The organism is Pseudomonas sp. LS.1a, assembly GCF_022533585.1.
Lineage (GTDB): Bacteria > Pseudomonadota > Gammaproteobacteria > Pseudomonadales > Pseudomonadaceae > Aquipseudomonas.
This window is the reverse complement of the sequence record NZ_CP092827.1, coordinates 1,192,486-1,213,253: the sequence shown is the minus strand read 5'-3', so window position 1 is coordinate 1,213,253 and position 20,768 is coordinate 1,192,486. Positions and strand designations below refer to the sequence as shown.

Annotated in this window: 20 protein-coding genes; 9 read left to right on the top strand and 11 right to left on the bottom strand. The window is 65.2% G+C overall.

Going from position 1 to position 20,768, the window contains the following annotated elements:
* Nucleotides 1-49 precede the first annotated feature (49 nt).
* The 3 genes from dapE to MKK04_RS05605 are packed head-to-tail and all read left to right on the top strand — an operon-like array spanning nucleotide 50 to nucleotide 2,405.
* Nucleotides 50-1,201 carry a succinyl-diaminopimelate desuccinylase gene (gene dapE / locus MKK04_RS05615; protein WP_013971240.1) on the top strand — a complete coding sequence of 384 codons (1,152 nt, stop codon included), beginning with the start codon at nucleotides 50-52 and terminating at the stop codon, nucleotides 1,199-1,201.
* The gene (locus MKK04_RS05610) at nucleotides 1,201-2,013 is read left to right on the top strand and encodes a putative RNA methyltransferase (RefSeq protein WP_182329135.1); all 813 of its coding nucleotides are present in this window, start codon (nucleotides 1,201-1,203) and stop codon (nucleotides 2,011-2,013) included. Before dapE ends, MKK04_RS05610 begins: the two co-directional genes overlap by 1 nt.
* Before the next feature lie 17 nt (nucleotides 2,014-2,030).
* The gene (locus tag MKK04_RS05605) at nucleotides 2,031-2,405 is read left to right on the top strand and encodes a hypothetical protein (RefSeq protein WP_063911497.1); all 375 of its coding nucleotides are present in this window, start codon (nucleotides 2,031-2,033) and stop codon (nucleotides 2,403-2,405) included.
* Nucleotides 2,406-2,527: 122 nt separating this feature from the next.
* Here MKK04_RS05605 and MKK04_RS05600 read toward each other — a convergent pair whose 3' ends face one another.
* Nucleotides 2,528-2,737 carry a cold-shock protein gene (locus MKK04_RS05600; protein WP_003252255.1) on the bottom strand — a complete coding sequence of 70 codons (210 nt, stop codon included), beginning with the start codon at nucleotides 2,735-2,737 and terminating at the stop codon, nucleotides 2,528-2,530.
* Between the two features lie 233 nt (nucleotides 2,738-2,970).
* On the opposite strand from MKK04_RS05600, the gene plsB reads away from it, so the two are divergent.
* The 3 genes from plsB (at nucleotide 2,971) to MKK04_RS05585 (ending at nucleotide 6,655) form a co-directional block, all read left to right on the top strand.
* Nucleotides 2,971-5,457: a glycerol-3-phosphate 1-O-acyltransferase PlsB gene (plsB, locus tag MKK04_RS05595; protein ID WP_207829474.1), complete on the top strand. Its 2,487-nt coding sequence runs from the start codon at nucleotides 2,971-2,973 to the stop codon at nucleotides 5,455-5,457.
* Nucleotides 5,458-5,533: 76 nt separating this feature from the next.
* Nucleotides 5,534-5,932, top strand: coding sequence for a YbaY family lipoprotein (locus MKK04_RS05590; protein WP_241106329.1), 399 nt, complete (start codon nucleotides 5,534-5,536; stop codon nucleotides 5,930-5,932).
* 33 nt (nucleotides 5,933-5,965) lie between these two features.
* Nucleotides 5,966-6,655: a DUF4197 domain-containing protein gene (locus MKK04_RS05585; protein WP_028699975.1), complete on the top strand. Its 690-nt coding sequence runs from the start codon at nucleotides 5,966-5,968 to the stop codon at nucleotides 6,653-6,655.
* Between the two features lie 109 nt (nucleotides 6,656-6,764).
* Here MKK04_RS05585 and MKK04_RS05580 read toward each other — a convergent pair whose 3' ends face one another.
* Nucleotides 6,765-9,830 carry an efflux RND transporter permease subunit gene (locus tag MKK04_RS05580; protein WP_207829475.1) on the bottom strand — a complete coding sequence of 1,022 codons (3,066 nt, stop codon included), beginning with the start codon at nucleotides 9,828-9,830 and terminating at the stop codon, nucleotides 6,765-6,767.
* A gap of 6 nt (nucleotides 9,831-9,836) precedes the next feature.
* The gene (locus tag MKK04_RS05575) at nucleotides 9,837-10,937 is read right to left on the bottom strand and encodes an efflux RND transporter periplasmic adaptor subunit (protein ID WP_207829476.1); all 1,101 of its coding nucleotides are present in this window, start codon (nucleotides 10,935-10,937) and stop codon (nucleotides 9,837-9,839) included.
* 169 nt (nucleotides 10,938-11,106) lie between these two features.
* On the opposite strand from MKK04_RS05575, the gene MKK04_RS05570 reads away from it, so the two are divergent.
* Entirely contained in the window at nucleotides 11,107-11,748 is a 642-nt protein-coding gene (locus MKK04_RS05570; RefSeq protein WP_207829477.1) for a TetR/AcrR family transcriptional regulator, read from the top strand.
* A gap of 105 nt (nucleotides 11,749-11,853) precedes the next feature.
* On the opposite strand, the gene MKK04_RS05565 is transcribed toward MKK04_RS05570, so the two are convergent.
* Nucleotides 11,854-12,630, bottom strand: a complete 777-nt coding sequence (locus MKK04_RS05565) for a class I SAM-dependent methyltransferase (RefSeq protein ID WP_233693932.1) — start codon at nucleotides 12,628-12,630, stop codon at nucleotides 11,854-11,856.
* A 103-nt stretch (nucleotides 12,631-12,733) separates the two neighbouring features.
* Between MKK04_RS05565 and MKK04_RS05560 the strand changes: the two genes are divergently transcribed.
* Nucleotides 12,734-13,354, top strand: a complete 621-nt coding sequence (locus tag MKK04_RS05560) for a hypothetical protein (protein WP_063911489.1) — start codon at nucleotides 12,734-12,736, stop codon at nucleotides 13,352-13,354.
* A 2-nt stretch (nucleotides 13,355-13,356) separates the two neighbouring features.
* Here MKK04_RS05560 and MKK04_RS05555 read toward each other — a convergent pair whose 3' ends face one another.
* From MKK04_RS05555 to ppc, 7 genes are all read right to left on the bottom strand, one after another.
* Nucleotides 13,357-14,187, bottom strand: a complete 831-nt coding sequence (locus MKK04_RS05555) for an isocitrate lyase/PEP mutase family protein (protein WP_233687216.1) — start codon at nucleotides 14,185-14,187, stop codon at nucleotides 13,357-13,359.
* A 28-nt stretch (nucleotides 14,188-14,215) separates the two neighbouring features.
* Complete coding sequence (locus tag MKK04_RS05550) at nucleotides 14,216-15,085, bottom strand: DUF72 domain-containing protein (RefSeq protein ID WP_241106328.1); 870 nt, start codon at nucleotides 15,083-15,085, stop codon at nucleotides 14,216-14,218.
* A gap of 3 nt (nucleotides 15,086-15,088) precedes the next feature.
* Entirely contained in the window at nucleotides 15,089-15,379 is a 291-nt protein-coding gene (locus MKK04_RS05545; protein WP_207829480.1) for a hypothetical protein, read from the bottom strand.
* A 131-nt stretch (nucleotides 15,380-15,510) separates the two neighbouring features.
* The gene (gene tsaB / locus MKK04_RS05540) at nucleotides 15,511-16,185 is read right to left on the bottom strand and encodes a tRNA (adenosine(37)-N6)-threonylcarbamoyltransferase complex dimerization subunit type 1 TsaB (protein ID WP_233693930.1); all 675 of its coding nucleotides are present in this window, start codon (nucleotides 16,183-16,185) and stop codon (nucleotides 15,511-15,513) included.
* A 289-nt stretch (nucleotides 16,186-16,474) separates the two neighbouring features.
* Entirely contained in the window at nucleotides 16,475-17,125 is a 651-nt protein-coding gene (gene adk, locus MKK04_RS05535; RefSeq protein ID WP_003259830.1) for an adenylate kinase, read from the bottom strand.
* A gap of 10 nt (nucleotides 17,126-17,135) precedes the next feature.
* Nucleotides 17,136-17,342 (bottom strand): hypothetical protein, encoded by a 207-nt coding sequence (locus tag MKK04_RS05530; protein WP_233693929.1) that lies wholly within the window; start codon nucleotides 17,340-17,342, stop codon nucleotides 17,136-17,138.
* Between the two features lie 40 nt (nucleotides 17,343-17,382).
* Complete coding sequence (gene ppc, locus MKK04_RS05525; RefSeq protein ID WP_207829490.1) at nucleotides 17,383-20,010, bottom strand: phosphoenolpyruvate carboxylase; 2,628 nt, start codon at nucleotides 20,008-20,010, stop codon at nucleotides 17,383-17,385.
* A gap of 281 nt (nucleotides 20,011-20,291) precedes the next feature.
* Between ppc and MKK04_RS05520 the strand changes: the two genes are divergently transcribed.
* On the top strand, nucleotides 20,292-20,636 hold the full coding sequence (locus MKK04_RS05520) for a hypothetical protein (RefSeq protein ID WP_063911483.1): 345 nt from the start codon (nucleotides 20,292-20,294) through the stop codon (nucleotides 20,634-20,636).
* Nucleotides 20,637-20,768 lie beyond the last annotated feature (132 nt).

Below are 20,768 nucleotides of genomic sequence, written 5' to 3'. Positions count from 1 at the left end.
GATATAAGATAACGCCCCTCAGATTTCCCGCCTTGCCCCGGAGTCCCCCATGACGGCCCCAGCCGAGCTCTCGCCTACCCTTCAACTGGCCTGCGACCTGATCCGTCGCCCCTCGGTCACCCCCGTCGACGCCGACTGCCAGGCGCAGATGATGAACCGCCTGGGCGCCGTGGGCTTCCAGCTCGAACCGATGCGCATCGAGGACGTCGACAACTTCTGGGCCACCCACGGCAGCCAGGACGGCCCGGTGCTGTGCTTCGCCGGCCACACCGACGTGGTCCCCACCGGCCCGGTGCAGCAATGGCAGCATGAGCCGTTCGAAGCGCTGATCGACGCCGACGGCATGCTCTGCGGCCGTGGCGCCGCCGACATGAAAGGCAGCCTGGCCTCCATGGTGATTGCCAGCGAGCGCTTCGTGCAGGACTACCCGGACCACCGCGGCAAGGTCGCGTTCCTGATCACCAGCGACGAGGAAGGCCCGGCCCACCATGGCACCAAGGCCGTGGTCGAGCGCCTGAAAGCACGCAACGAGCGCCTGGACTGGTGCATCGTCGGCGAACCCTCCAGCACCACCCTGCTGGGTGACGTGGTCAAGAACGGCCGCCGTGGCTCGCTGGGCGCCAAGCTGACCGTGCGCGGCAAGCAGGGCCATGTGGCCTACCCGCACCTGGCGCGCAACCCGATCCACCTGGCCGCGCCGGCCCTGGCGGAACTGGCGGCCGAGCACTGGGACGAAGGCAATGCGTTCTTCCCGCCGACCAGCTTCCAGATCTCCAACCTCAATTCCGGCACCGGCGCCACCAATGTGGTCCCGGGCGAGCTGACCGCACTGTTCAACTTCCGTTTCTCCACCGAGTCGACCGTCGAAGGCCTGCAGGCGCGGGTGTCGGCGATCCTCGACAAGCACGAACTGGACTGGTCGATCGACTGGGCGCTGTCGGGCCTGCCGTTTCTCACCGAACCGGGCGAATTGCTGGACGCCGTCTCGGCCAGCATCAAGGGTGTCACCGGCCGCGACACCCAGCCGTCCACCAGCGGCGGTACCTCCGATGGCCGTTTCATCGCCACCATGGGTACCCAGGTGGTCGAACTCGGCCCGGTCAACGCCACCATCCACCAGGTGGATGAGCGGATCCTGGCCAGCGACCTCGACCTGCTGACCGAAATCTACTACCAGACCCTGGTCCGGTTGCTCGCCTGATGCTCACCTGCCCTCTTTGCCAGGCGCCGCTGAGCCGGCTCGACAACGGGGTGGTGTGCCCGGCCGGCCACCGCTTCGACCGCGCCCGCCAGGGTTACCTGAACCTGCTGCCGGTGCAGCACAAGAACAGCCGCGACCCGGGTGACAACCAGGCCATGGTCGAAGCCCGCCGCGACTTCCTCGACGCCGGCCACTACGCGCCGGTGGCGCGCCGCCTGGCCGAGCTGGCCGCCGAGCGCCAGCCCGGTGCCTGGCTGGACATCGGCTGTGGCGAGGGTTACTACACCGCGCAGATCGCCCAGGCCCTGCCGGCCGCCGACGGTTACGCCCTGGACATCTCCCGCGAGGCGGTCAAGCGTGCCTGCCGCCGCGCGCCCGAGGTCACCTGGATGGTCGCCAGCATGGCCCGCGTGCCGCTTGCCGACGCCAGCTGCCAGTTCATCGCCAGCGTGTTCAGCCCGCTGGACTGGGCCGAGGCCAAGCGCCTGCTCAGTCCCGGCGGCGGCCTGATGCGGGTCGGCCCCACCAGCGGCCACCTGATGGAATTGCGCGAAGTGCTCTACGATGAAGTACGCCCTTACGCCGACGACAAACACCTGGCCCTGGTCCCCGAAGGCATGGCCCATGCCCACAGCGAAACCCTGGAGTTCCGCCTGAGCCTGGCCGCGCCCAAGGCCCGCGCCGACCTGCTGGCCATGACCCCGCACGGCTGGCGTGCCAGTGCCGAAAAGCGTGCCCGGGTGATCGACCAGCCCGAGCCGTTCGAGGTCACGGTTTCCATGCGTTATGACTATTTCGTGCGCCAAGACTGAGCACACCCGGAGCCCTTATGCGCCAACCTGATATCGAGATCTACCTGAAGGACACCGACGTCGACCACAAGCAGATTGCCGAGTGGCTCGCCCAGGCGATCGGCCCGTGCAGCGAATGGAAGCAGAAAGGCCATACCTTCAAATGCCAGGCCGGTAACATTCCGGTCACCTGGCTACCCAAGGCTGTAGGGAAATGGAACAGCCTGTACCTGGAAAGCGACCAGACGCCGTGGGCCGATGACGTCGCCTGCGCCCGCGCCGCATTTGCCGCACTGGGCGTGGAAGTGCGCTGCGCGCCGGGTGGCTGGGTGGAAGAAGATGGAGAAGAAGATGCCGACCGCTGGGTCCGCATCAGCGCCGACGGTGAAGAGGAAATCACCTGGCGCACCTGAATGCACTGCATTCTTTGTGGGAGCCCGGCTTGCCGCCGATGCAGGCAACACGGTGCCTGGCACCGGCTTCGCCGGTGATCGCCGGCAAGCCAGCTCCCACAACGAGCCTTACAGCATGAGGCTCAGAGCCCCACTACGTCCTCGGCTTGCAGGCCTTTCTGGCCCTGCACGCAGGCGTATTCCACCCGCTGTCCTTCGACCAGGGTACGATGCCCCTCACCGCGGATCGCCCGATAGTGGACGAACACATCCGCACCACCTTCGCGCTGAATGAAGCCGTAACCCTTGGCATCGTTGAACCACTTTACATTCCCAGTCTCACGAGACGACATCTGAACTACTCCGGATTTTTATTGTGAAGATCGCCTTGTAGACACAGGGGTCTGTTCCCTGTGTCGACGCCGCTTGCGTAAATATCTTGCAAGTGGCAGGCCGAGTATATGACACAGAACAAAAAAATTTGATGACTGTCGCGCCGTTCGGCGATTTTTGCTGAACTTGCGCGGATACGGCAGACTAATTGGCTGAATACCCACCTGAACATCACTCCCAGGGCACACACCCCATGACCCGTTCCCCCCTGCGCCGCCTGATCTTCGGCGCCCTGCGTCGCCTGTTGTACCTGTGGGTGCGCTCCGAGACCATCAACCAGTCCTCCCTGACCCTCAAGCTCGACCGCAGCCGCCCGGTGTTCTATGCCCTGCCCACGCCCGCGCTCACCGACCTGGCCGTGCTCGACCATGAATGCACCAAGGCGGGCCTGCCGCGCCCGGTGCTGCCGGTGGCGGTTGGCCCGCTGCAGGAACCGGCTGCCTTCTTTTACCTGACCCCGGACCCGGACTGGCTCGGCCGCCACGACAAGCGCGGCGCCCCGCCCACCCTGGAGCGTCTGGTCGCCGCCGTCAGCCAGCATGCCGAAGAGGATGCGCAGATCATTCCGGTCAGTGTGTTCTGGGGCCAGACCCCGGCCAGTGAATCCAGCCCGTGGAAGCTGCTGTTCGCCGACAGCTGGGCGGTTACCGGGCGCCTGCGCCGGCTGCTGACCGTGCTGATCCTCGGGCGCAAGACCCGGGTGCAGTTCTCCGCCCCCATCCACCTGCGCGAACTGGTGCAGCACAACAAGGGCCACGAGCGCACCGTGCGCATGGCCCAGCGCCTGATGCGCGTGCATTTTCGCAACCTCAAGACCGCTGTCATCGGCCCGGACATCTCGCACCGGCGCAACCTGGTCAAGGGCCTGATCCACGCGCCCCAGGTGCGACAGGCCATCGTCGATGAGGCGCAGCGCGAAAACCTGCCGCTGGCCAAGGCCGAAGCCCAGGCTCTGCGCTATGGCAACGAGATCGCCTCGGACTACACCTACACCGCCATTCGCTTCCTCGAAGTGGTGCTGAGCTGGTTCTGGAACAAGATCTACGACGGCATCAAGGTCAACCACATCGAGCAGGTGCAGGGCATCGCACCCGGCCACGAAGTGATCTACGTACCGTGCCACCGCAGTCACATCGACTACCTGCTGCTTTCGTACCTGCTGTTCCGCAACGGCCTGACCCCGCCGCACGTGGCCGCGGGCATCAACCTCAACATGCCGTTGGTGGGTAACCTGCTGCGCCGTGGCGGCGCCTTCTTCATGCGCCGCACGTTCAAGGGCAACCCGTTGTACACCGCGGTGTTCAACGAGTACCTGCACACCCTGTACACCAAGGGCTTTCCGGTCGAGTACTTCGTCGAAGGCGGTCGCTCGCGCACCGGGCGCATGCTGCAGCCACGCACCGGGATGCTGGCCATTACCCTGCGCAGCTTCCTGCGCTCGTCGCGCACGCCGATCGTGTTCGTGCCGGTGTACATCGGCTACGAGCGCGTGCTCGAAGGCCGCACCTACCTGGGCGAGCTGCGCGGTGCCAGCAAGAAGAAGGAGTCGATCTTCGACATCTTCAAGGTGTTCGGGGCGCTCAAGCAGCGCTTTGGCCAGGTATACGTGAACTTCGGCGAACCGATCCGCCTGGCCGGCTTCCTCGACCAGCAACAGCCCGGCTGGCGTGAACAGGACCACGGCCCGCAATACCGCCCGGCCTGGCTCAACGCCACCACCACCCGCCTGGGCGAAACCGTGGCCCGCCATCTCAACGAGGCGGCCGCGATCAACCCGGTCAACCTGGTGGCCCTGGCGCTGCTGTCCACCAGCCGCCTGGCCCTGGACGAACGCGCCCTGACCCGCGTACTCGACCTGTACCTGGCCTTGCTGCGCCAGGTGCCCTACTCGCCGCACACCACCCTGCCCGACGGCGACGGCCAGGCGCTGATCGAACACGTGCGCAGCATGAACCTGGTGGCCGAGCAGAAGGACGCCCTGGGCCGCATCCTGTACCTGGATGAAGGCAATGCGGTACTGATGACCTATTACCGCAACAACGTGCTGCACATCTTCGCCCTGCCAGCGCTGCTGGCCAGCTTCTTCCTCAGCAGCTCGCGCATGAGCCGCGAACTGCTGGGGCAGTATGTGCACGCGCTGTACCCCTACCTGCAGGCCGAACTGTTCCTGCGCTGGGCGCCGGAGCAACTGGACGCGGTGATTGACCAATGGCTGGCAGCGCTGGTCGAGCAAGGGCTGCTGCGCCAGGACGACGACACTTACATTCGCCCGGCGCCCAGCTCGCGGCAGTTCGTGTTGCTGACCCTGCTCGCCCGCACCATCACCCAGACCCTGCAGCGCTTCTACATGGCCACCTCACTGCTGCTGAACAGTGGGCAGAACAGCCTCAGCGCCGAAGAACTGGAAGACCTGTGCGTGATGATGGCCCAGCGTCTGTCGATCCTGCACGGCCTGAACGCCCCGGAGTTCTTCGACAAGACCCTGTTCCGCCACTTCATCCAGACCCTGGTCGAGCAAGGCGTGCTGCATGCAGATGCCCAGGGCAAGCTGGGTTATCACGACAAGCTGGGCGAGCTGGCTGAAGGCGTGGCCAAGCGCGTGCTGTCGGCCGAACTACGCCTGTCGATCCGCCAGGTGGCATTGCACCGTGAAGACGGCCTGGAAACTTCCACCATCTGAGGCTTTATCAGCCGGGAAAATCCGCTAAAGTCCCTGGGGTTGGCCACAAGCCAGCTCCAAGGACACCGGAGACCCCATGAAAAAGCTCTTTATGCTGTGTTGCGCATCCTTGCTCGCAGCCTGCTCCAGCCAAACCCCATACACCCAGGCCAGCCTGGACGGTGAAGTCTTCTACCTGCAGCGTATTGCCCTGCCGCCTGCCGCTACCTTGAGCGTGGAACTGCAGGATGTTTCGCTGATGGATGCCCCTGCCGTGACCCTGGCCCGCCAGGCCGGCCCGGTCAAAGGCAACGTACCGCTGCCATTCCACCTCACCTACGACCCGGCCCAGGTCAAGCCCGGCCACCGCTATGCGGTAAGCGCGCGCATCGAGCTGGACGGCAAGCTGCTGTTCATCAACACCGAACACCACGGCGTCATGCTCGACGGCAGTGACCCACAGCCTGTGCGGATCAAGGTCGATCCGGTCCGCTGATATCCGTATCCATCTGTTTACAAGGAAAGCTTCATGATCCGCACCTCCCTGCGCTTCACCACTCTGTGCGCCGGCCTGCTGCTGTCGGCCAGCGCCCTGGCCCTGTCGCTGGGCGACCTGACCCAGAAAGACGCCACCGGCGGCCTGAAAGATGCCCTGACCCAGGGCGCACAACTGGCCGTCAAGCAACTGAGCACCCCGGGCGGCTTCAGCAACAACCCGGACGTGCGCATCGAACTGCCTGGCAACCTGGGCAAGGCCGCCAAGGCGATGAAGATGTTCGGCAAAGGTGAACAGGTCGAAGCCCTGGAAACCAGCATGAACAAGGCCGCCGAGGCTGCCGTGCCGCAGGCCCAGGCGATTCTCGTGGATGCCGTGAAGAACATGAGCGTGACCGATGCCAAGGGCATTCTCAGCGGCGGTGACGACTCGGCCACCCAGTACCTGAACAAGAGCAGCCGCGAGCAGATCCGCGCCAAGTTCCTGCCGATCGTCAAGCAGGCTACCGACAAGGTTGGCCTGGCTCAGCAGTACAACAACTTTGCCGGGCAGGCCGTGGCGTTGGGTGTGGTCGATGCCAAGAGCGCCAGCATCGAGAACTACGTGACTGAAAAGGCACTGGATGGCCTGTTCGAGATGATCGGCAAGCAGGAGCAGAGCATTCGCCAGAACCCGGCTGAAGCGGCCACCAGCCTGGCCAAGAAGGTTTTCGGCGCCCTCTGAGGGCCCTGGGGGCTGCTTTGCAGCCCATCGCGACACAAGGCCGCTCCTACACCCTTTGTGGGAGTGGCCTTGTGTCGCGACAGGAGGGCAAAGCCCTCCCCTGCGGTCTTCAGCCCTTCTTCACCCTGAACCACGCCGCATACAACGCCGGCAGGAACAGCAGGGTCAGCACCGTGGCCACGATCAAACCACCCATGATCGCCACCGCCATCGGCCCGTAGAACACGCTACGCGACAACGGAATCATCGCCAGCACCGCCGCCAGCGCGGTCAGCACGATCGGACGGAAGCGCCGCACCGTGGCTTCGATGATCGCCTGCCAGCGCTCCATCCCCGCCGCAATGTCCTGCTCGATCTGGTCCACCAGGATCACCGAGTTGCGCATGATCATCCCTGCCAGGGCAATGGTGCCGAGCATGGCAACAAAGCCGAACGGCTGGCGGAACACCAGCAGGAACAGGGTCACGCCAATCAACCCCAGCGGCGCGGTGAGGAACACCATCACCGTACGCGAGAAGCTGCGCAACTGGATCATCAGCAAGCTCAGCACCACCACCACGAACAGCGGCATGCCGGCATTCACCGACTTCTGCCCGCGCTGGGAATCCTCCACCGTGCCGCCCACTTCCAACAGGTAGCCATCCGGCAGCTTGGCGCGAATCTCCCGCAGGGTCGGCTCGATCTGTTTCACCAGCGTGGCCGGCTGCTCCTTGTCGTAGATATCGGCGCGCACGGTCACCGTCGGCAAGCGGTTGCGATGCCAGATAATACCTTCCTCGAAGCCATACTCCAGGGTCGCCACCTGCGACAGCGCCACGCTCTGGCCGTTGTCGGTCGGCAGTGCCAGGCTGCCGAGGTTACTCAGCTCGCTGCGTTCCTGCCGGGTGCCGCGCAGCAGGATCTCGATCAGTTCGTTGTCCTCACGGTACTGGCTGACCGTGGTGCCGGTCAGCGAGCTTTGCAGGAAGCTCGACAGGTGCGCGGTGCTCACGCCCAAGGCGCGGGCACGGTCCTGGTCGATCTCGAGGAACACCGCCTTGCTCGGCTCCTCCCAGTCCAGATGCACGTTCACCACATGCGGGTTCTGGCGCACCTTGTCGGCCACTTCGCGGGCCAGTGCACGGGCCTTCTCGATGTGCTCGCCAGTTACCCGGAACTGCACCGGGTAACCCACGGGTGGGCCGTTTTCCAGGCGGGTGACCCGCGCGCGCAGGTCGGGGAACTGCTGGTCCACGATACTGATCAGCCAGCTGCGCAGGCGCTCGCGGTCCTCCATCGACTTGGCCAGTACCACGAACTGGGCGAAGCTGGCCGCCGGCAGTTGCTGGTCCAGCGGCAGGTAGAAACGCGGCGAACCGGTGCCCACGTAGGCCACGTAGTTGTCGATGCCGTCCTGCTGCTTGAGCAGCGCCTCCAGTTGCTTGACCCGCTCGGCGGTGTTGGCCAGCGAGGCACCTTCGGCCAGCTTCAGGTCGACCATCAGCTCCGGGCGCCCGGAGGCCGGGAAAAACTGCTGGGGCACGAAACGGAACAGCAGGATACTGCCGACAAAGGCGGCAATGGTCAGCAGGATCACCGTCTTGCGCCGCCGCACGCACCACTCCACCACACGTCGCACACGCTGGTAGAAGGGTGTGGCGTATGGGTCTGGCGCGTGGCCGTCCTTGCCATGGCGCGCGGCATGCAGCTTGGCCAGGTCTGGCAGCAGGCGCTCGCCCAGGTAAGGCACGAATACCACGGCGGCCACCCAGGAGGTCAGCAAGGCGATGGTCACCACCTGGAAGATCGAACGGGTGTACTCGCCCGTACTGGAGGCTGCCGTGGCAATAGGCAGGAAGCCCGCCGCCGTGATCAGGGTGCCGGTGAGCATCGGGAAGGCGGTGCTGCTCCAGGCGTAGCTGGCCGCCTTGAGGCGGTCATAGCCCTGCTCCATCTTGATCGCCATCATCTCCACGGCAATGATCGCATCATCCACCAACAAGCCCAGGGCCAGCACCAGTGCGCCAAGGGAGATCTTGTGCAGGCCGATGCCGAAGTAGTGCATGGCGGCAAAGGTCATGGCCAGCACCAGCGGAATGGCCAGCGCCACCACCAGCCCCGTGCGCAGGCCCAGGGAGAAGAAGCTCACCAGCAGCACGATGACCAGCGCCTCGACCAGCACCTGGACGAACTCGCCCACGCCAGCCTTGACCGCCGCTGGCTGGTCCGAGACCTTGCGCAGCTCCATGCCCGCCGGCAGGCTGCGAGCCAGGCGCTCGAACTCGCTTTCCAGGGCCTTGCCCAGCACCAGGATGTCGCCGCCGTCCTTCATCGACACCGCCAGGCCAATGGCATCCTCGCCCATGAAGCGCATGCGCGGTGCGGGCGGGTCGTTGAAGCCGCGGTGCACCTCGGCCACATCGCCGATACGGAAGGTGCGGTCACCGACGCGAATGGGGAACTGGCGAATCTGCTCGACGCTGTCGAAGCGCCCGCTCACCCGCAACTGCAGGCGTTCGCTGGGCGTTTCGAAGAAGCCGGCGGTGCTGACCGCATTCTGCTCCTGCAGGGCTTGCTGCACGGCCTCAAGCGGCACGCCGAGAGTGGCCAGCTTGAGGTTGGACAGCTCGATCCAGATTTTCTCGTCCTGCAGGCCGATCAGCTCGACCTTGCCCACGTCCTTGACCCGCTGCAGCTGGATCTGGATACGGTCGGCATAGTCCTTGAGCACCGCGTAGTCGAAGCCCTCACCGGTCAGCGCATAGATATTGCCGAAGGTGGTGCCGAACTCGTCATTGAAGAACGGGCCCTGGATTTCCGGCGGCAAGGTATGACGGATGTCGGCGACCTTCTTGCGGATCTGGTACCACAGCTCGGGGATGTCCTTGGAATGCAGCGAGTCGCGGGCCATGAAGGTGACCTGCGATTCGCCCGGTCGGGAGAACGAGACGATCCGCTCGTATTCGCCGGTTTCCATCAGCTTCTTCTCGATGCGCTCGGTAACCTGGCGCGAGACTTCCTCGGCAGTGGCACCCGGCCACAGGGTACGGATGACCATGGCCTTGAAGGTGAATGGTGGGTCCTCGCTCTGGCCAAGCTTGGTGTAGGACATGGCGCCAATGGCCGCCAGCAGGATCATCAGGAACAGGACGATCTGGCGGTTGCGCAGCGCCCAGGCAGAAAGGTTGAAACCCATCGGGACTTACTCCTTGGCCGTCAGGTTCACTACGCGGTTGGTGCGGTCCACGGGGCGTACCTCCTGGCCCTCGCGCAGTACATGGCCGCCAGCGGCGACCACCCAGTCGCCCGGGGCAAGGCCTTCGAGCACCGGTACGCTGTCGGCGCCATAGGCCCCCAGGCGTACCACTGCCCGCTCCAGACGGCTGTCCTTGTTGACCCGCCAGACGTAGGCCTGGCCGTTTTCCGCAGTGACTGCCGACAGGGGCACCGCCAGCGGGATCAGCCCTTCATGGGCGATGAACACCCGGGCGCTCTGGCCCAGCTCCGCCGGCGCGGCGGCCGAGGTAAAGGCGATACGCGCAGCGAAGGTGCGCGAACGCGGATCGGCGGCCGGTGACAGCTCGCGGATACGCCCCTGGAAGCGCTCTTGCGGGTGCGACCACAGCTCCACGCTCACCGGCTGGCCCACGGCGAAGCGGGCGAACTGCTGCTCCGGCAAACCGATGACCACTTCCCGCTCGCCATCGGCGGCCAGGGTGAACACGGTCTGCCCGGCTGCGACCACCTGGCCCACTTCGACCTGGCGCTTGGCGATCACCCCGGCCTGCGGTGCGCGCAGCACAGCGTATTCGGCCTGGTTGCCAGCCACGTCGAACTCGGCCTTGGCCTGTTTCAGCCGGGCCAGGCCGGCGCGGTAGAGGTTTTCGGCATTGTCGTACTGGGAATGGCTGACCATCTGCCGTTCCAGCAGCTTCTGGTAGCGATCGCGCTCGGCGCGCACCAGCGACAGGTTGGCCTCGGCGGCCGCCAGCTGGGCACGGTTGGCTTCCAGCTGCAGGCGCACGTCCTGCGGGTCCAGCTCGGCCAGCGGCTGGTCGGCCTTGACCCGCTGCCCTTCCTCGACCAGCCGCTTGCTGACCTTGCCGCCTATGCGGAAGGCCAGTTCCGGCTCGAAGCGCGCACGCACTTCGCCGGGGTAACTGTCGGCAGCGGCTTCAGCCGGCTGCGGCTGCACCACCAACGCCGGGCGCGGCGCAGCAGGTGGGGCGGCTTCCTGGCCGCACGCCGCCAGGAACAGCACGGCAGCAGCGGACAGAGCGATGGACAAGGCATGGCGCAACATGATGAATCCTTTCGCGGAGGGCGCATTGAATATTTATACTGGTAAGTATATTAAATCAGGCAATCGGTGCCGGAAAGGGGGCATGCCGGTTTTTGCAGGGCAGGGTTTGAGCCTTGCAGGTTCACCCGAATGGCGCCTGACCCGTTAAGATGGGCGATTCTTCAACCAGATGCAGACCACAATGTCCAACGACGCACCCATCGGCCCGGGCCGGCCCAAGGACCTGGCCAAACGAGAGGCGATTCTCGAAGCAGCCAAGGCCCTGTTCCTCAGTCTTGGCTACGCCAACACCAGCATGGATGCGGTCGCTGCGGCGGCAGGTGTTTCAAAGCTCACCGTCTACAGCCACTTCACCGACAAGCAGACACTGTTCGGCTCAGCGGTCATGGCAACCTGCCAGATCCAGTTGCCCGACCTGCTTTTCGAGTACCCCGATGGGGTGCCAGTGGAAGAGGTGCTGCTGACCATTGCCCGTGGCTTCCAGGCGCTGATCAGCAGCGATGAAGCGGTCAAGCTCAGCCGCCTGATCATGGCCCAGGGCAGCCTCGACCCGAGTTTTGGCGAGTACTTCTACGAAGCCGGGCCCAAGCGAGTGCTGGCGGGGATGGAAGCATTGCTGCGCGGGGCGCATGAGCGCGGGCTGCTGCGCATCGACAACCCGCTGCGTGCGGCGGAACACTTCTTCTGCCTGGTCAAGGGCGCACCGGATTACCGGTTGCTGCTGGGGTGCGCGGGGCCGCTGGAGGGGGATGAGGCCGAGGCGCATGTGCGCGAGGTGGTCGGGGTATTCATGCGGGCATTCCAGCCCTGATATCTGGATGCCTGTGCGGGCCTCTTCGCGGGTAAACCCGCTCCCACAGGCACTGCACGAGCCTCAAGACCACATCGCGAAGAGGCCCGCACAGGCATAGCCAAATCAGGCCTTCAGCGCCTTCTTCGGGTAAATGTCATACCGGCTCGACTTGCCCTCCAGGCTATGGCTCGGCTTCGGCCCGTCGATGATCGGGGCCTTGCGCGGCCGCTTCACCACCACTCGGTGGGTCGCCAGCGCCAGGGCAGCTTCGAGCAAGGCCGGGGCATCCAGGTCGTCGCCCACCAAAGGCCGGAACACACGCATTTCTTTCTTCACCAGCGCACTCTTGTCCCGATGCGGGAACATCGGATCGAGGTAGATCACCTGGGGTGCCTCGCCTTCCCAGGCTCGCATGCGCTCGATGGCGTTGCCGGTCAGCAGGCGCATGCGCCCCACGATCGGCCCCACCTCTTCATCCGCACGGGCCCGCGCCAGGCCATCCTCCAGCAGCGCGGCAATCAACGGCTGGCGCTCGATCAGGGTCATATGGCAGCCCAGGCTGGCCAGTACGAACGCATCCTTGCCCAGCCCGGCAGTGGCATCCAGCACCTGCGGCCGTACACCTTGGGAAATACCCACGGCCTTGGCGATCATCTGCCCGTTGCCACCGCCAAACTGGCGCCGGTGCGCGGCCTGGCCTTCGACGAAGTCCACCCGCACCGGCCCCGGGGCCTGCGGGCCCAACTGCTGGATCTGCAAGCCATCGACGCCCACCTGCACGGCAAACCCGGCGGCATCGTCCCGCAGCGGCAGCTCAAGACGCTCGGCCCACGCAGCGGCTTGCGCCTCGAATTCAGCCGACAGCGCCTCGACCCGGATACCTGTGCCCTGCTCTTCCATCATTCACACCTAGAAATTGAACCCAGCCCTTAATGTATCGGCCACCTCGGCCGATACAGGCAATATCCCGCTATTCTGCCAGAGCACAACGCGCGCGACTGCCATGTCAGATACTCTTCCCATCGGCTTGACCTACCTGTCGCCTGTCGGCAACTACAGTCAGCACAACACCCAGGCACTCGGGGGCGTCAGCCACCTGTGGCAGGATTTCTTTGCCCGGGCCATGGCCGAGCAGCAGGAAGAGCCCGCAGACAGCGTCAGCCAGTCGTTCGTGCAGTACGACGAGGCCAGCGGCGAGCCGATCGGCGGCGCCCGCGCGCTGGCCCTGATCGACGCCCAGCGTGCCTGCCCGGTACACGACACCGAGGTGGCACCGCCAGAGCCACTGTTCCTGCCCAAGGCAGAACTCGAAGCCAACCTGCTGCCGCCCGCTCCCGAGCCGTTCAGCGCAGTCGAGCTGATCGAACAGCAGCGCCAGCTTGATATCAGCAACAGCTGGCTGCGCCCTGTGGTGATGAGCCAAGGTCACCCCATTGCCGAGCCCGGCCCCGGCCCTACCCCGCGCTCGCTGTTCCTGCCGATCGCCGAGTTCGAGACCAACCTGCTGGACCCGGCCCCCGAGCCGTTCGACGACGCCACCCTGGCCAAACAGCAGAACGACCTGGAGTTCGACATCCACTGGGCCCGCCCGGTGGTGCTGAACAACGTGCGCGCCCACGCCTGAGGTCAGCGGCGGAACAGCTCGTTGAGCTGGGCGAACGGTAGTGCCTGTTCCCCGTAGCCGAACGTGCCCTCATCACGAATTTCCAGCGCGGCCCGGTGGAAGGCCCCCAACGCGGCACGGGCCAGCGATGAGCCGACGCTGATACGGCGTACACCCAGGTCCTGCAACTGGTTGACGCTCAGTGGCACGCCCGCCATGCCCATCAGCACATTCACCGGCCGTGGCGCGACGGCCTGCACTACCGCGCGGATTTCCTCGACAGTACGCAGCCCGGGCGCGTAGAGCACGTCGGCACCGGCCTCGGCATAGGCCTGCAAACGCAAGATCGTGTCGTCCAGATCCATGCGCCCGTGCAGCAGGTTTTCTGCCCGGGCGCACAGGGTGAACGGGAACGGCAGGCTGCGCGCCGCCTGCACGGCTGCGCGCACACGCTCTACTGCCAGCTCGAAGTCATGGATCGGTGCATCGCTGCGGCCACTGGCATCCTCGATAGAGCCACCCACCAAGCCGACTTCTGCTGCCCGCAGAATGGTCTGGGCGCAATCTTCGGGCTGGTCGCCAAAGCCGTTCTCCAGGTCAGCAGCCACCGGCAAGGGGGTGGCATCGACAATCTCACCGGCGTTGTCCAAGGTATCGTCCAGGCTCAAGGCCCCTTCGGCGTCCGGCCGACCCAGGCTGAAAGCCAGGCCTGCACTGGTAGTGGCCAGCGCCTCGAAGCCCAGGCTGGCCAGTAGCTTGGCCGAACCGGCATCCCATGGGTTGGGGATGACGAAGGCGCTGTCGCGCTCGTGCAGGGCCTTGAAGGCTTCGGCTCGCAGGGTTTGCACATCCATGGTTCAACCTCCGGCAGTCAGGGAATGGTCAGAGTAGCCCTAGTTGTTCGACCTCGGGGGTGCGCGGCAATTCCGGCAGCGCGGCAAGGCCCGGCAGGCGCTGCATCAGGCGTTGGTGAAAGCGCTGGGCCAGCGCCGCGGCCAGGCGGTTGTCCGAGGTGTGCAGGAATATGTAGGGGCGGCGGCCTTCCTCGATCCAGGTGGCAACCTTGTCTACCCAGGGGGTAAGGAAGGCCTCGTTGGCCTCCAGCTGCGGATGGCCGATGAAGCGTACCTGCGGCTGCTGGCTGAAGGCTGCCGGGCGTGGCGGTACCTTGGGCTTCTTCGCCTGCGCATGCAGCACGGCGGGGTCACGAGAGGTGCAGCTGAACAAGGCGCGCGGGTCGAGGCAGATACGCTCCACACCGCGCTCATGCAGCAGGCGGTTGAGCAAGCGCTCTTCTTCACCCTTGGCGAAGAAGGCCTGGTTGCGCACCTCCACAGCCACCGGCACTCCGATCTCGTCAAGGAAGTGGCAAAGCTCGCCCAGCCGTGCGGGGCCGAACTGGGCCGACAACTGCAGCCAGTAAGGTGCTACACGCTGGCCCAGCGGGGCCATCAGGCGGGTGAAGTCAAAGGCCGGTTCGAGCTGATCGCGCAGGTCGCCTTCATGGCTGATGTCCCTGGGGAACTTGGCAGTGAAGCGGAAGTGTTCGGGCATGATCTGCGCCCAGCGCGCAATGGTGCCGGGTGCGGGACGGGCGTAGAAGGTGGTATTGCCCTCGACGGCGTTGAATACCTGGCTGTAGTAGCCAAGCATCTCACTGCTGTTGGCGTCGGCGGGATACAGGTAGTCGCGCCAGGCGTTTTCGCTCCAGGACGGGCAACCGAGAAAATAAGGCAGTGGCGATGAACTCATCCACTAAATGTACAGGTCGAGTCCCATTACTTCCATGTCCCAGTCGGTAAAACCGGCGGTGCTCAGGTAGCTGGCCAATGCGGTAGCAGTGCGGCGGTCACGGGCGCGGGGGAAGATCATGTCCTGCTGGCGGGCTGGCAGGCCGCCACTGCGACGGCGGCCGGTGGCTTCCTGAGGGGCTGGTTCGGCCTGCTCGATCACCTCGGCATCTTCGATGGCCTCGTCACGCACCGCCGCCTTGCGCGGCGAGCGCTTGATCGGGTAGGACTGCGGTGAGAAACCGTCGATACGCATGGCATGAGCACTCAGGACCGATGATGGCAATTTAGCAGCATCAGGGTTCCATCGCTAATGCTCGAGTGATAACTGGACCACAGATCACGCAAAAGGTTTTAGTGTCATCGGTGATAACCGACAAACAACACTCAACGCTTCTTGGGTGTCGCTACATTATCGCGCAGGTAGACCGGTTGCGCCTGCTCGGCAACGATCGCCTCGCCACGTGCCCAGGCAAACCTGGCCAGGCTGAGGATGTCCAGGGCATTGGGCAAGGCGCTGGCATTGCTGGCCGCCACCTGCACCGCCAGGCGCTCGGCATAGCCCCAACCGGTACCCGCACCGAACCACTCGCCACTGCTGCCCGCCGGCAGCGCCACCTGCTCGGGCGGCAGCACCGCCTCTTGGCCGACCAGGCGCATTTCGCCTTCGGCGGCCTGGTAGCAGCCCCAATACACTTCATCCATGCGCGCATCAATAGCGGCCGCCACCTGCTGCACGCCGTCCTCGCGCAGGGCGCCCTGGGCCAGTGCGGCCAGGTTGGACACCGGCAACACCGGGCGCTCCAGGGCAAAGGCCAGGCCCTGGACCACGCCGATAGCAATGCGCACGCCAGTGAACGCGCCCGGGCCACGGCCAAAGGCGATGGCATCCAGCGCGTTCAGCGCTACGCCGGAGTCGGCCAGCAACTGCTTGATCATCGGCAGCAGCTTCTGGGCATGCATGCGCGGGATCACCTCGTAATGGCTGGTTACCTTGCCGTCATGCAGCAGTGCGACGGAACAGGCTTCGGTAGCGGTATCCAGGGCCAGCAGGGTGGTCATCGAACGGGTATCCAGGTGCGAATGAAAAAGAGCGGCAGTATAGAACAGCGGCGGCGTTGTGTCCCCAAGGGGCAGCTGTACGGCCATCAGGCGCTACATGATGAACTGGCGCGGTCTCTGTGGGAGCGGGCGTGCCCGCGAACACCGGCGCAGCCGGTGCCAGCCACCGCGTTGAATTCTTCGCGGGCACGCCCGCTCCCACAGAGGCCGCATCAGGGCCGCAATGCCGAGTCCCACAAACGACAACGGCCCGCAAGCGGGCCGTTGTCGAGGTGCGTCAGGCGCTGGATCAGCTCAGGGCTGCCAGGACCTTGGCGGTGATGGCTTCGACCGAACCGACGCCTTCGATGTGGCTGTACTTCGGCTTGCCGGCATTGGCGGCCGACAGCTTCTGGTAGAAGTCCACCAGCGGCTTGGTCTGGCTGTGGTAGACCGACAGGCGATGGCGAACGGTTTCTTCCTTGTCGTCATCGCGCTGGATCAGGTCTTCACCCGTCTCGTCGTCCTTGCCTTCCACTTTCGGCGGGTTGTACTGAATGTGGTAGGTGCGGCCCGAGGCCAGGTGCACGCGGCGACCAGCCATGCGCCCGACGATTTCCTCGTCGTCCACGGCAATTTCGACCACGGCGTCGATGTCGACACCGGCAGCGACCATGGCTTCGGCTTGCGGGATGGTGCGTGGGAAGCCGTCGAACAGGCAGCCCTTGGCGCAATCAGGCTGGGCGATGCGCTCCTTGACCAGGCTGATGATCAACTCGTCGGAGACCAGCTGGCCGGCATCCATGACTTTCTTCAGTTCCAGGCCCAGCGGGGTGCCGGCCTTGACGGCGGCACGCAGCATGTCACCGGTGGAAATCTGGGGGATACCGAACTTTTCGGTGATGAACTTTGCCTGAGTACCTTTACCGGCCCCGGGAGCTCCCAGCAGAATTACGCGCATCTTGTGCTCCTCAAATTTTTTTATGAAATTCAATGGATTCGGCGACCAGGGCCAAGTCCGGAAAATCGGGTATGACCACAAATCGGTCAGAAGGCTGCTCAAGATACACAGCGCCCGGCAGCCAGACAAGCGTCCCAAAGTTGCAGGAATGCGCCACCTGCGGCCGACCTGGCAGGTGGTTGCGCCCGGCGCAACCACCCTCTTCGTTCACTGGCATGCCCAGCACAGCACCCGCCCGGGACGCCTCGGGCCTACCCTCAGCCGGTGTTGCGCAGGCCGGCTGCAATACCCGCTACAGTGACCAGCAAGGCCTGCTCCAACGGGCTGTCCAGAGCGGCTTCGCGGCTGCGCGAGCGGGCCAGCAGCTCGGCCTGCAGACGGTGCAACGGGTCCAGGTAGGTGTTGCGCAGGCTGATGAATTCCAGTGTCTCGGGGCTGTGCGCCAGTAGCACCGGCTGCCCGGTAAGGCCCAGTACCACCTGGCACGACTGCGACAATAGGTCGCGCAGGTGCGCCCCCAAAGGCAACAAATGCGGTTGCACTAGACGTTCGTCGTAGGCCTCGGCGATCTGCGCATCGGCCTTGGCCAGCACCATCTCCAGCATGTCGATGCGGGTGCGGAAGAACGGCCATTGCTCGCGCATCTGCGCCAGCAGTTCACCCTGGCCACGGGCCAGGGCATTGTTCAATGCCGTTTCCCAGCCAAGCCAGGCTGGCAGCATCAGCCGGGTCTGGGTCCAGCCGAAGATCCACGGAATGGCCCGCAGGCTTTCGATGCCACCGGCGCGGCGCTTGGCCGGGCGGCTGCCCAGCGGCAGGCGCCCCAGTTCCTGCTCCGGGGTCGACTGGCGGAAGTACTCGACAAAATCGGGGTTCTCCCGCACCACACCGCGATAGGCCTTGACGCCATCGGCGGCCAGTTGGTCCATCAACTCGCGCCAGGCCGGCTGCGGTGGTGGCGGTGGCAACAAGGTGGCTTCGAGCACGGCGGCCAGGTACAGGTTGAGGTTCTGCTCGGCGATGCCCGGCAAGCCGAACTTGAAGCGGATCATTTCGCCCTGCTCGGTGGTACGGAAGCGCCCTGCCACCGAACCTGGTGGCTGCGACAGGATCGCGGCATGGGCCGGGCCTCCACCGCGGCCTACCGTGCCGCCACGGCCGTGGAACAGCAACAGCTCGACCTGGTGCTCGGCGCAGATGCGCACCAGGTTTTCCTGGGCCCGGTACTGCGCCCAGGCCGCTGCCGTGGTACCGGCATCCTTGGCCGAGTCGGAGTAGCCGATCATCACTTCCTGCGGGCCACGCAGGTTGGCGCGGTAGCCTGGCAGGCCGAGCAGGCGCTGCATCACCGGGCCGGCGTTGTCGAGGTCGGCCAGGGTCTCGAATAGTGGCACCACGCGCATGGGCCGCGTCAGGCCAGCCTCCTTGAGCAGCAACTGCACCGCCAGCACATCCGAGGCAGCACCGGCCATGGAGATGACGTAAGAGCCCAGCGAGGCAGCCGGCGCGGCGGCAATTTCCCGGCAGGTGGCCAGCACCTCGGCGGTATCGGCCTGCGGCCTGAAGTGCGCGGGCAGCAGTGGCCGGCGGTTTTTCAGCTCGGCCTGGAGGAACTCGATGCGCTGCTCTTCATCCCAGTCGGCATAGCGCCCCAGGCCCAGGTAGTCGGTAATCTCGCTCAGCGCATCACGGTGGCGGGCGGCGTCCTGGCGCACGTCCAGGCGCCCCAGGAACAGGCCGAAGGTCACCGCGCGGCGCAGGCAGTCCAGCAACGGGCCTTCGGCGATCACACCCATGCCGCAGGCGTGCAGGGACTGGTAGCACAGCTCCAGCGGCGCGATCAGGTCACGGTTGTCCACCAGCACCTCGGCGCTGGCCGGCTGGTTGCTGGTCAACGCCGAATGCGCCCAGGCGCGCGTCGCCCGCAGGCGGTCACGCAGTTGCTTGAGCACGGCGCGGTAGGGTTCGGCGCTGTCGCCGACACGCTCGCGCAGGGCGTCGTTGGCCTGCTGCATGGACAACTCGGAAGCCAGTGCATCGATGTCGCGCAGGAACAGGTCGGCGGCCATCCAGCGCGCCAGCAGCAGGACTTCGCGGGTGACCGCAGCGGTCACGTTGGGGTTGCCATCACGGTCACCGCCCATCCACGAGGCGAAGCGGATCGGCGCCGCTTCCAGCGGCAGGCGCAGGCCGGTAGCCTCCAGCAGGGCCTTGTCGACCTTGCGCAAGTGGCTGGGAATGGCATGCCACAGCGAATGCTCGATCACCGCGAAGCCCCACTTGGCTTCATCCACCGGCGTAGGCCGGGTGCGGCGGATTTCCTCGGTGTGCCAGGCCTCGGCGATCAGCCGGCGCAGGCGCTCGCGCACCTGCTGGCGTTCGCCCGGGGTCAGGTCGCGGTGGTCCTGGGCAGCCAGCTGGCCGGCGATGGCGTCGTACTTCTGGATCAGGGTACGGCGGGCCACCTCGGTGGGGTGCGCGGTGAGCACCAGCTGGATGTCGAGCTTGGCCAGCTGCCGGGCCAGGGCATCATTGCCGTGCCCGGCCTGCTTCAGGCGCGCCAGCAGTTCGGGCAACACCCGGGCCTCGAACGGCTCGGGCTGGTCGGCGTCGCGGCGGCGGATCAACTGGTACTGCTCGGCCATGTTGGCCAGGTTGAGGAACTGGTTGAAGGCCCTGGCCACAGGTAGCAAGTCTTCTTCGGCCAGGTCCGCCAGGGTCGAGCTCAGTTGCTCGCCGGCGCCGCGACGGTCAGCCTTGGCACTGTGGCGGATGTCTTCGATCTTCTGCAGGAACGCCTCGCCATGCTGCTGGCGAATAGTTTCGCCGAGCAACTCACCCAACACATGGACATCTTCACGCAAACGCACATCGATATCGGTCATTGGCCCTCTCTCCGGCGCGGCTCTGGCGCATTGCATTCCTTTAAGCCTTTACGCGATCCCCTGTGGGAGCGGGTTAACCCGCGAAGAATCCAGCGCGGTGCCTGGCACCGGCTGCGCCGGTGTTCGCGGGTGAACCCGCTCCCACAGGGGTGCGCGGTATTCGCCCCAAGAGTGCCCACAGCCGGGCGGCGATGGCAAGCCGTGATCGGCCAAAGCAAACTAAAGTGAAAGCACGAGACTCCCATGCAATGCAGCCTTGTCAGGCGTCAACAGAGGTCATCATGAAAATTCGTGAACTCGCCCGGCATTGGGAACAGAATGCCGCCGGTACCCTTAGCCCCACGGGCCATGTCCTGCACCTGGACCTGGAGTCAGAGGCGCGCCTGGCCGCGCTGATCGACATGTACCCCAAGCGCACCGCCGAAGAACTGCTCGGTGAACTGGTCGCAGCCGCTCTTGAGGAACTGGAAGCCAGCTTCCCCTATGTGCAGGGCCGCCAGGTCATCGCCACCGACGAAGAAGGCGACCCGCTGTACGAGGACATCGGCCCTACTCCGCGCTTTCTTTCACTGTCGCGGCAGCATCTGCACGCCCTGAGCAACCCCGCAGCCGACAGCGAGAAGTAACCCGCCGCCCCATTCTTCCGGGCCTGGTAGGGGCCCGGAATACCGCTATACACCGCAAAAGTTCCGGACGAATCACACTGACCGATTAGTCAGAAATAGTTGTCCGTTAAGGGTGATTTTTTCTGAACTATC

Excerpts from the sequence above, each read along its gene's own strand:
- tsaB (WP_233693930.1), bottom strand. The coding sequence starts at position 16,185 with ATGACCACCCTGCTGGCCCTGGATACCGCTACCGAAGCCTGTTCCGTC.
- MKK04_RS05570 (WP_207829477.1), top strand. The coding sequence starts at position 11,107 with ATGCAGACCACAATGTCCAACGACGCACCCATCGGCCCGGGCCGGCCC.
- MKK04_RS05530 (WP_233693929.1), bottom strand. The coding sequence starts at position 17,342 with ATGCCAGTGAACGAAGAGGGTGGTTGCGCCGGGCGCAACCACCTGCCA.
- MKK04_RS05605 (WP_063911497.1), top strand. The coding sequence starts at position 2,031 with ATGCGCCAACCTGATATCGAGATCTACCTGAAGGACACCGACGTCGAC.
- MKK04_RS05600 (WP_003252255.1), bottom strand. The coding sequence starts at position 2,737 with ATGTCGTCTCGTGAGACTGGGAATGTAAAGTGGTTCAACGATGCCAAG.
- MKK04_RS05560 (WP_063911489.1), top strand. The coding sequence starts at position 12,734 with ATGTCAGATACTCTTCCCATCGGCTTGACCTACCTGTCGCCTGTCGGC.
- MKK04_RS05590 (WP_241106329.1), top strand. The coding sequence starts at position 5,534 with ATGAAAAAGCTCTTTATGCTGTGTTGCGCATCCTTGCTCGCAGCCTGC.
- MKK04_RS05575 (WP_207829476.1), bottom strand. The coding sequence starts at position 10,937 with ATGTTGCGCCATGCCTTGTCCATCGCTCTGTCCGCTGCTGCCGTGCTG.
- adk (WP_003259830.1), bottom strand. The coding sequence starts at position 17,125 with ATGCGCGTAATTCTGCTGGGAGCTCCCGGGGCCGGTAAAGGTACTCAG.
- MKK04_RS05565 (WP_233693932.1), bottom strand. The coding sequence starts at position 12,630 with ATGGAAGAGCAGGGCACAGGTATCCGGGTCGAGGCGCTGTCGGCTGAA.
- MKK04_RS05550 (WP_241106328.1), bottom strand. The coding sequence starts at position 15,085 with ATGAGTTCATCGCCACTGCCTTATTTTCTCGGTTGCCCGTCCTGGAGC.
- MKK04_RS05545 (WP_207829480.1), bottom strand. The coding sequence starts at position 15,379 with ATGCGTATCGACGGTTTCTCACCGCAGTCCTACCCGATCAAGCGCTCG.
- MKK04_RS05555 (WP_233687216.1), bottom strand. The coding sequence starts at position 14,187 with ATGGATGTGCAAACCCTGCGAGCCGAAGCCTTCAAGGCCCTGCACGAG.
- MKK04_RS05585 (WP_028699975.1), top strand. The coding sequence starts at position 5,966 with ATGATCCGCACCTCCCTGCGCTTCACCACTCTGTGCGCCGGCCTGCTG.
- MKK04_RS05580 (WP_207829475.1), bottom strand. The coding sequence starts at position 9,830 with ATGGGTTTCAACCTTTCTGCCTGGGCGCTGCGCAACCGCCAGATCGTC.
- dapE (WP_013971240.1), top strand. The coding sequence starts at position 50 with ATGACGGCCCCAGCCGAGCTCTCGCCTACCCTTCAACTGGCCTGCGAC.
- plsB (WP_207829474.1), top strand. The coding sequence starts at position 2,971 with ATGACCCGTTCCCCCCTGCGCCGCCTGATCTTCGGCGCCCTGCGTCGC.
- MKK04_RS05610 (WP_182329135.1), top strand. The coding sequence starts at position 1,201 with ATGCTCACCTGCCCTCTTTGCCAGGCGCCGCTGAGCCGGCTCGACAAC.
- MKK04_RS05520 (WP_063911483.1), top strand. The coding sequence starts at position 20,292 with ATGAAAATTCGTGAACTCGCCCGGCATTGGGAACAGAATGCCGCCGGT.
- ppc (WP_207829490.1), bottom strand. The coding sequence starts at position 20,010 with ATGACCGATATCGATGTGCGTTTGCGTGAAGATGTCCATGTGTTGGGT.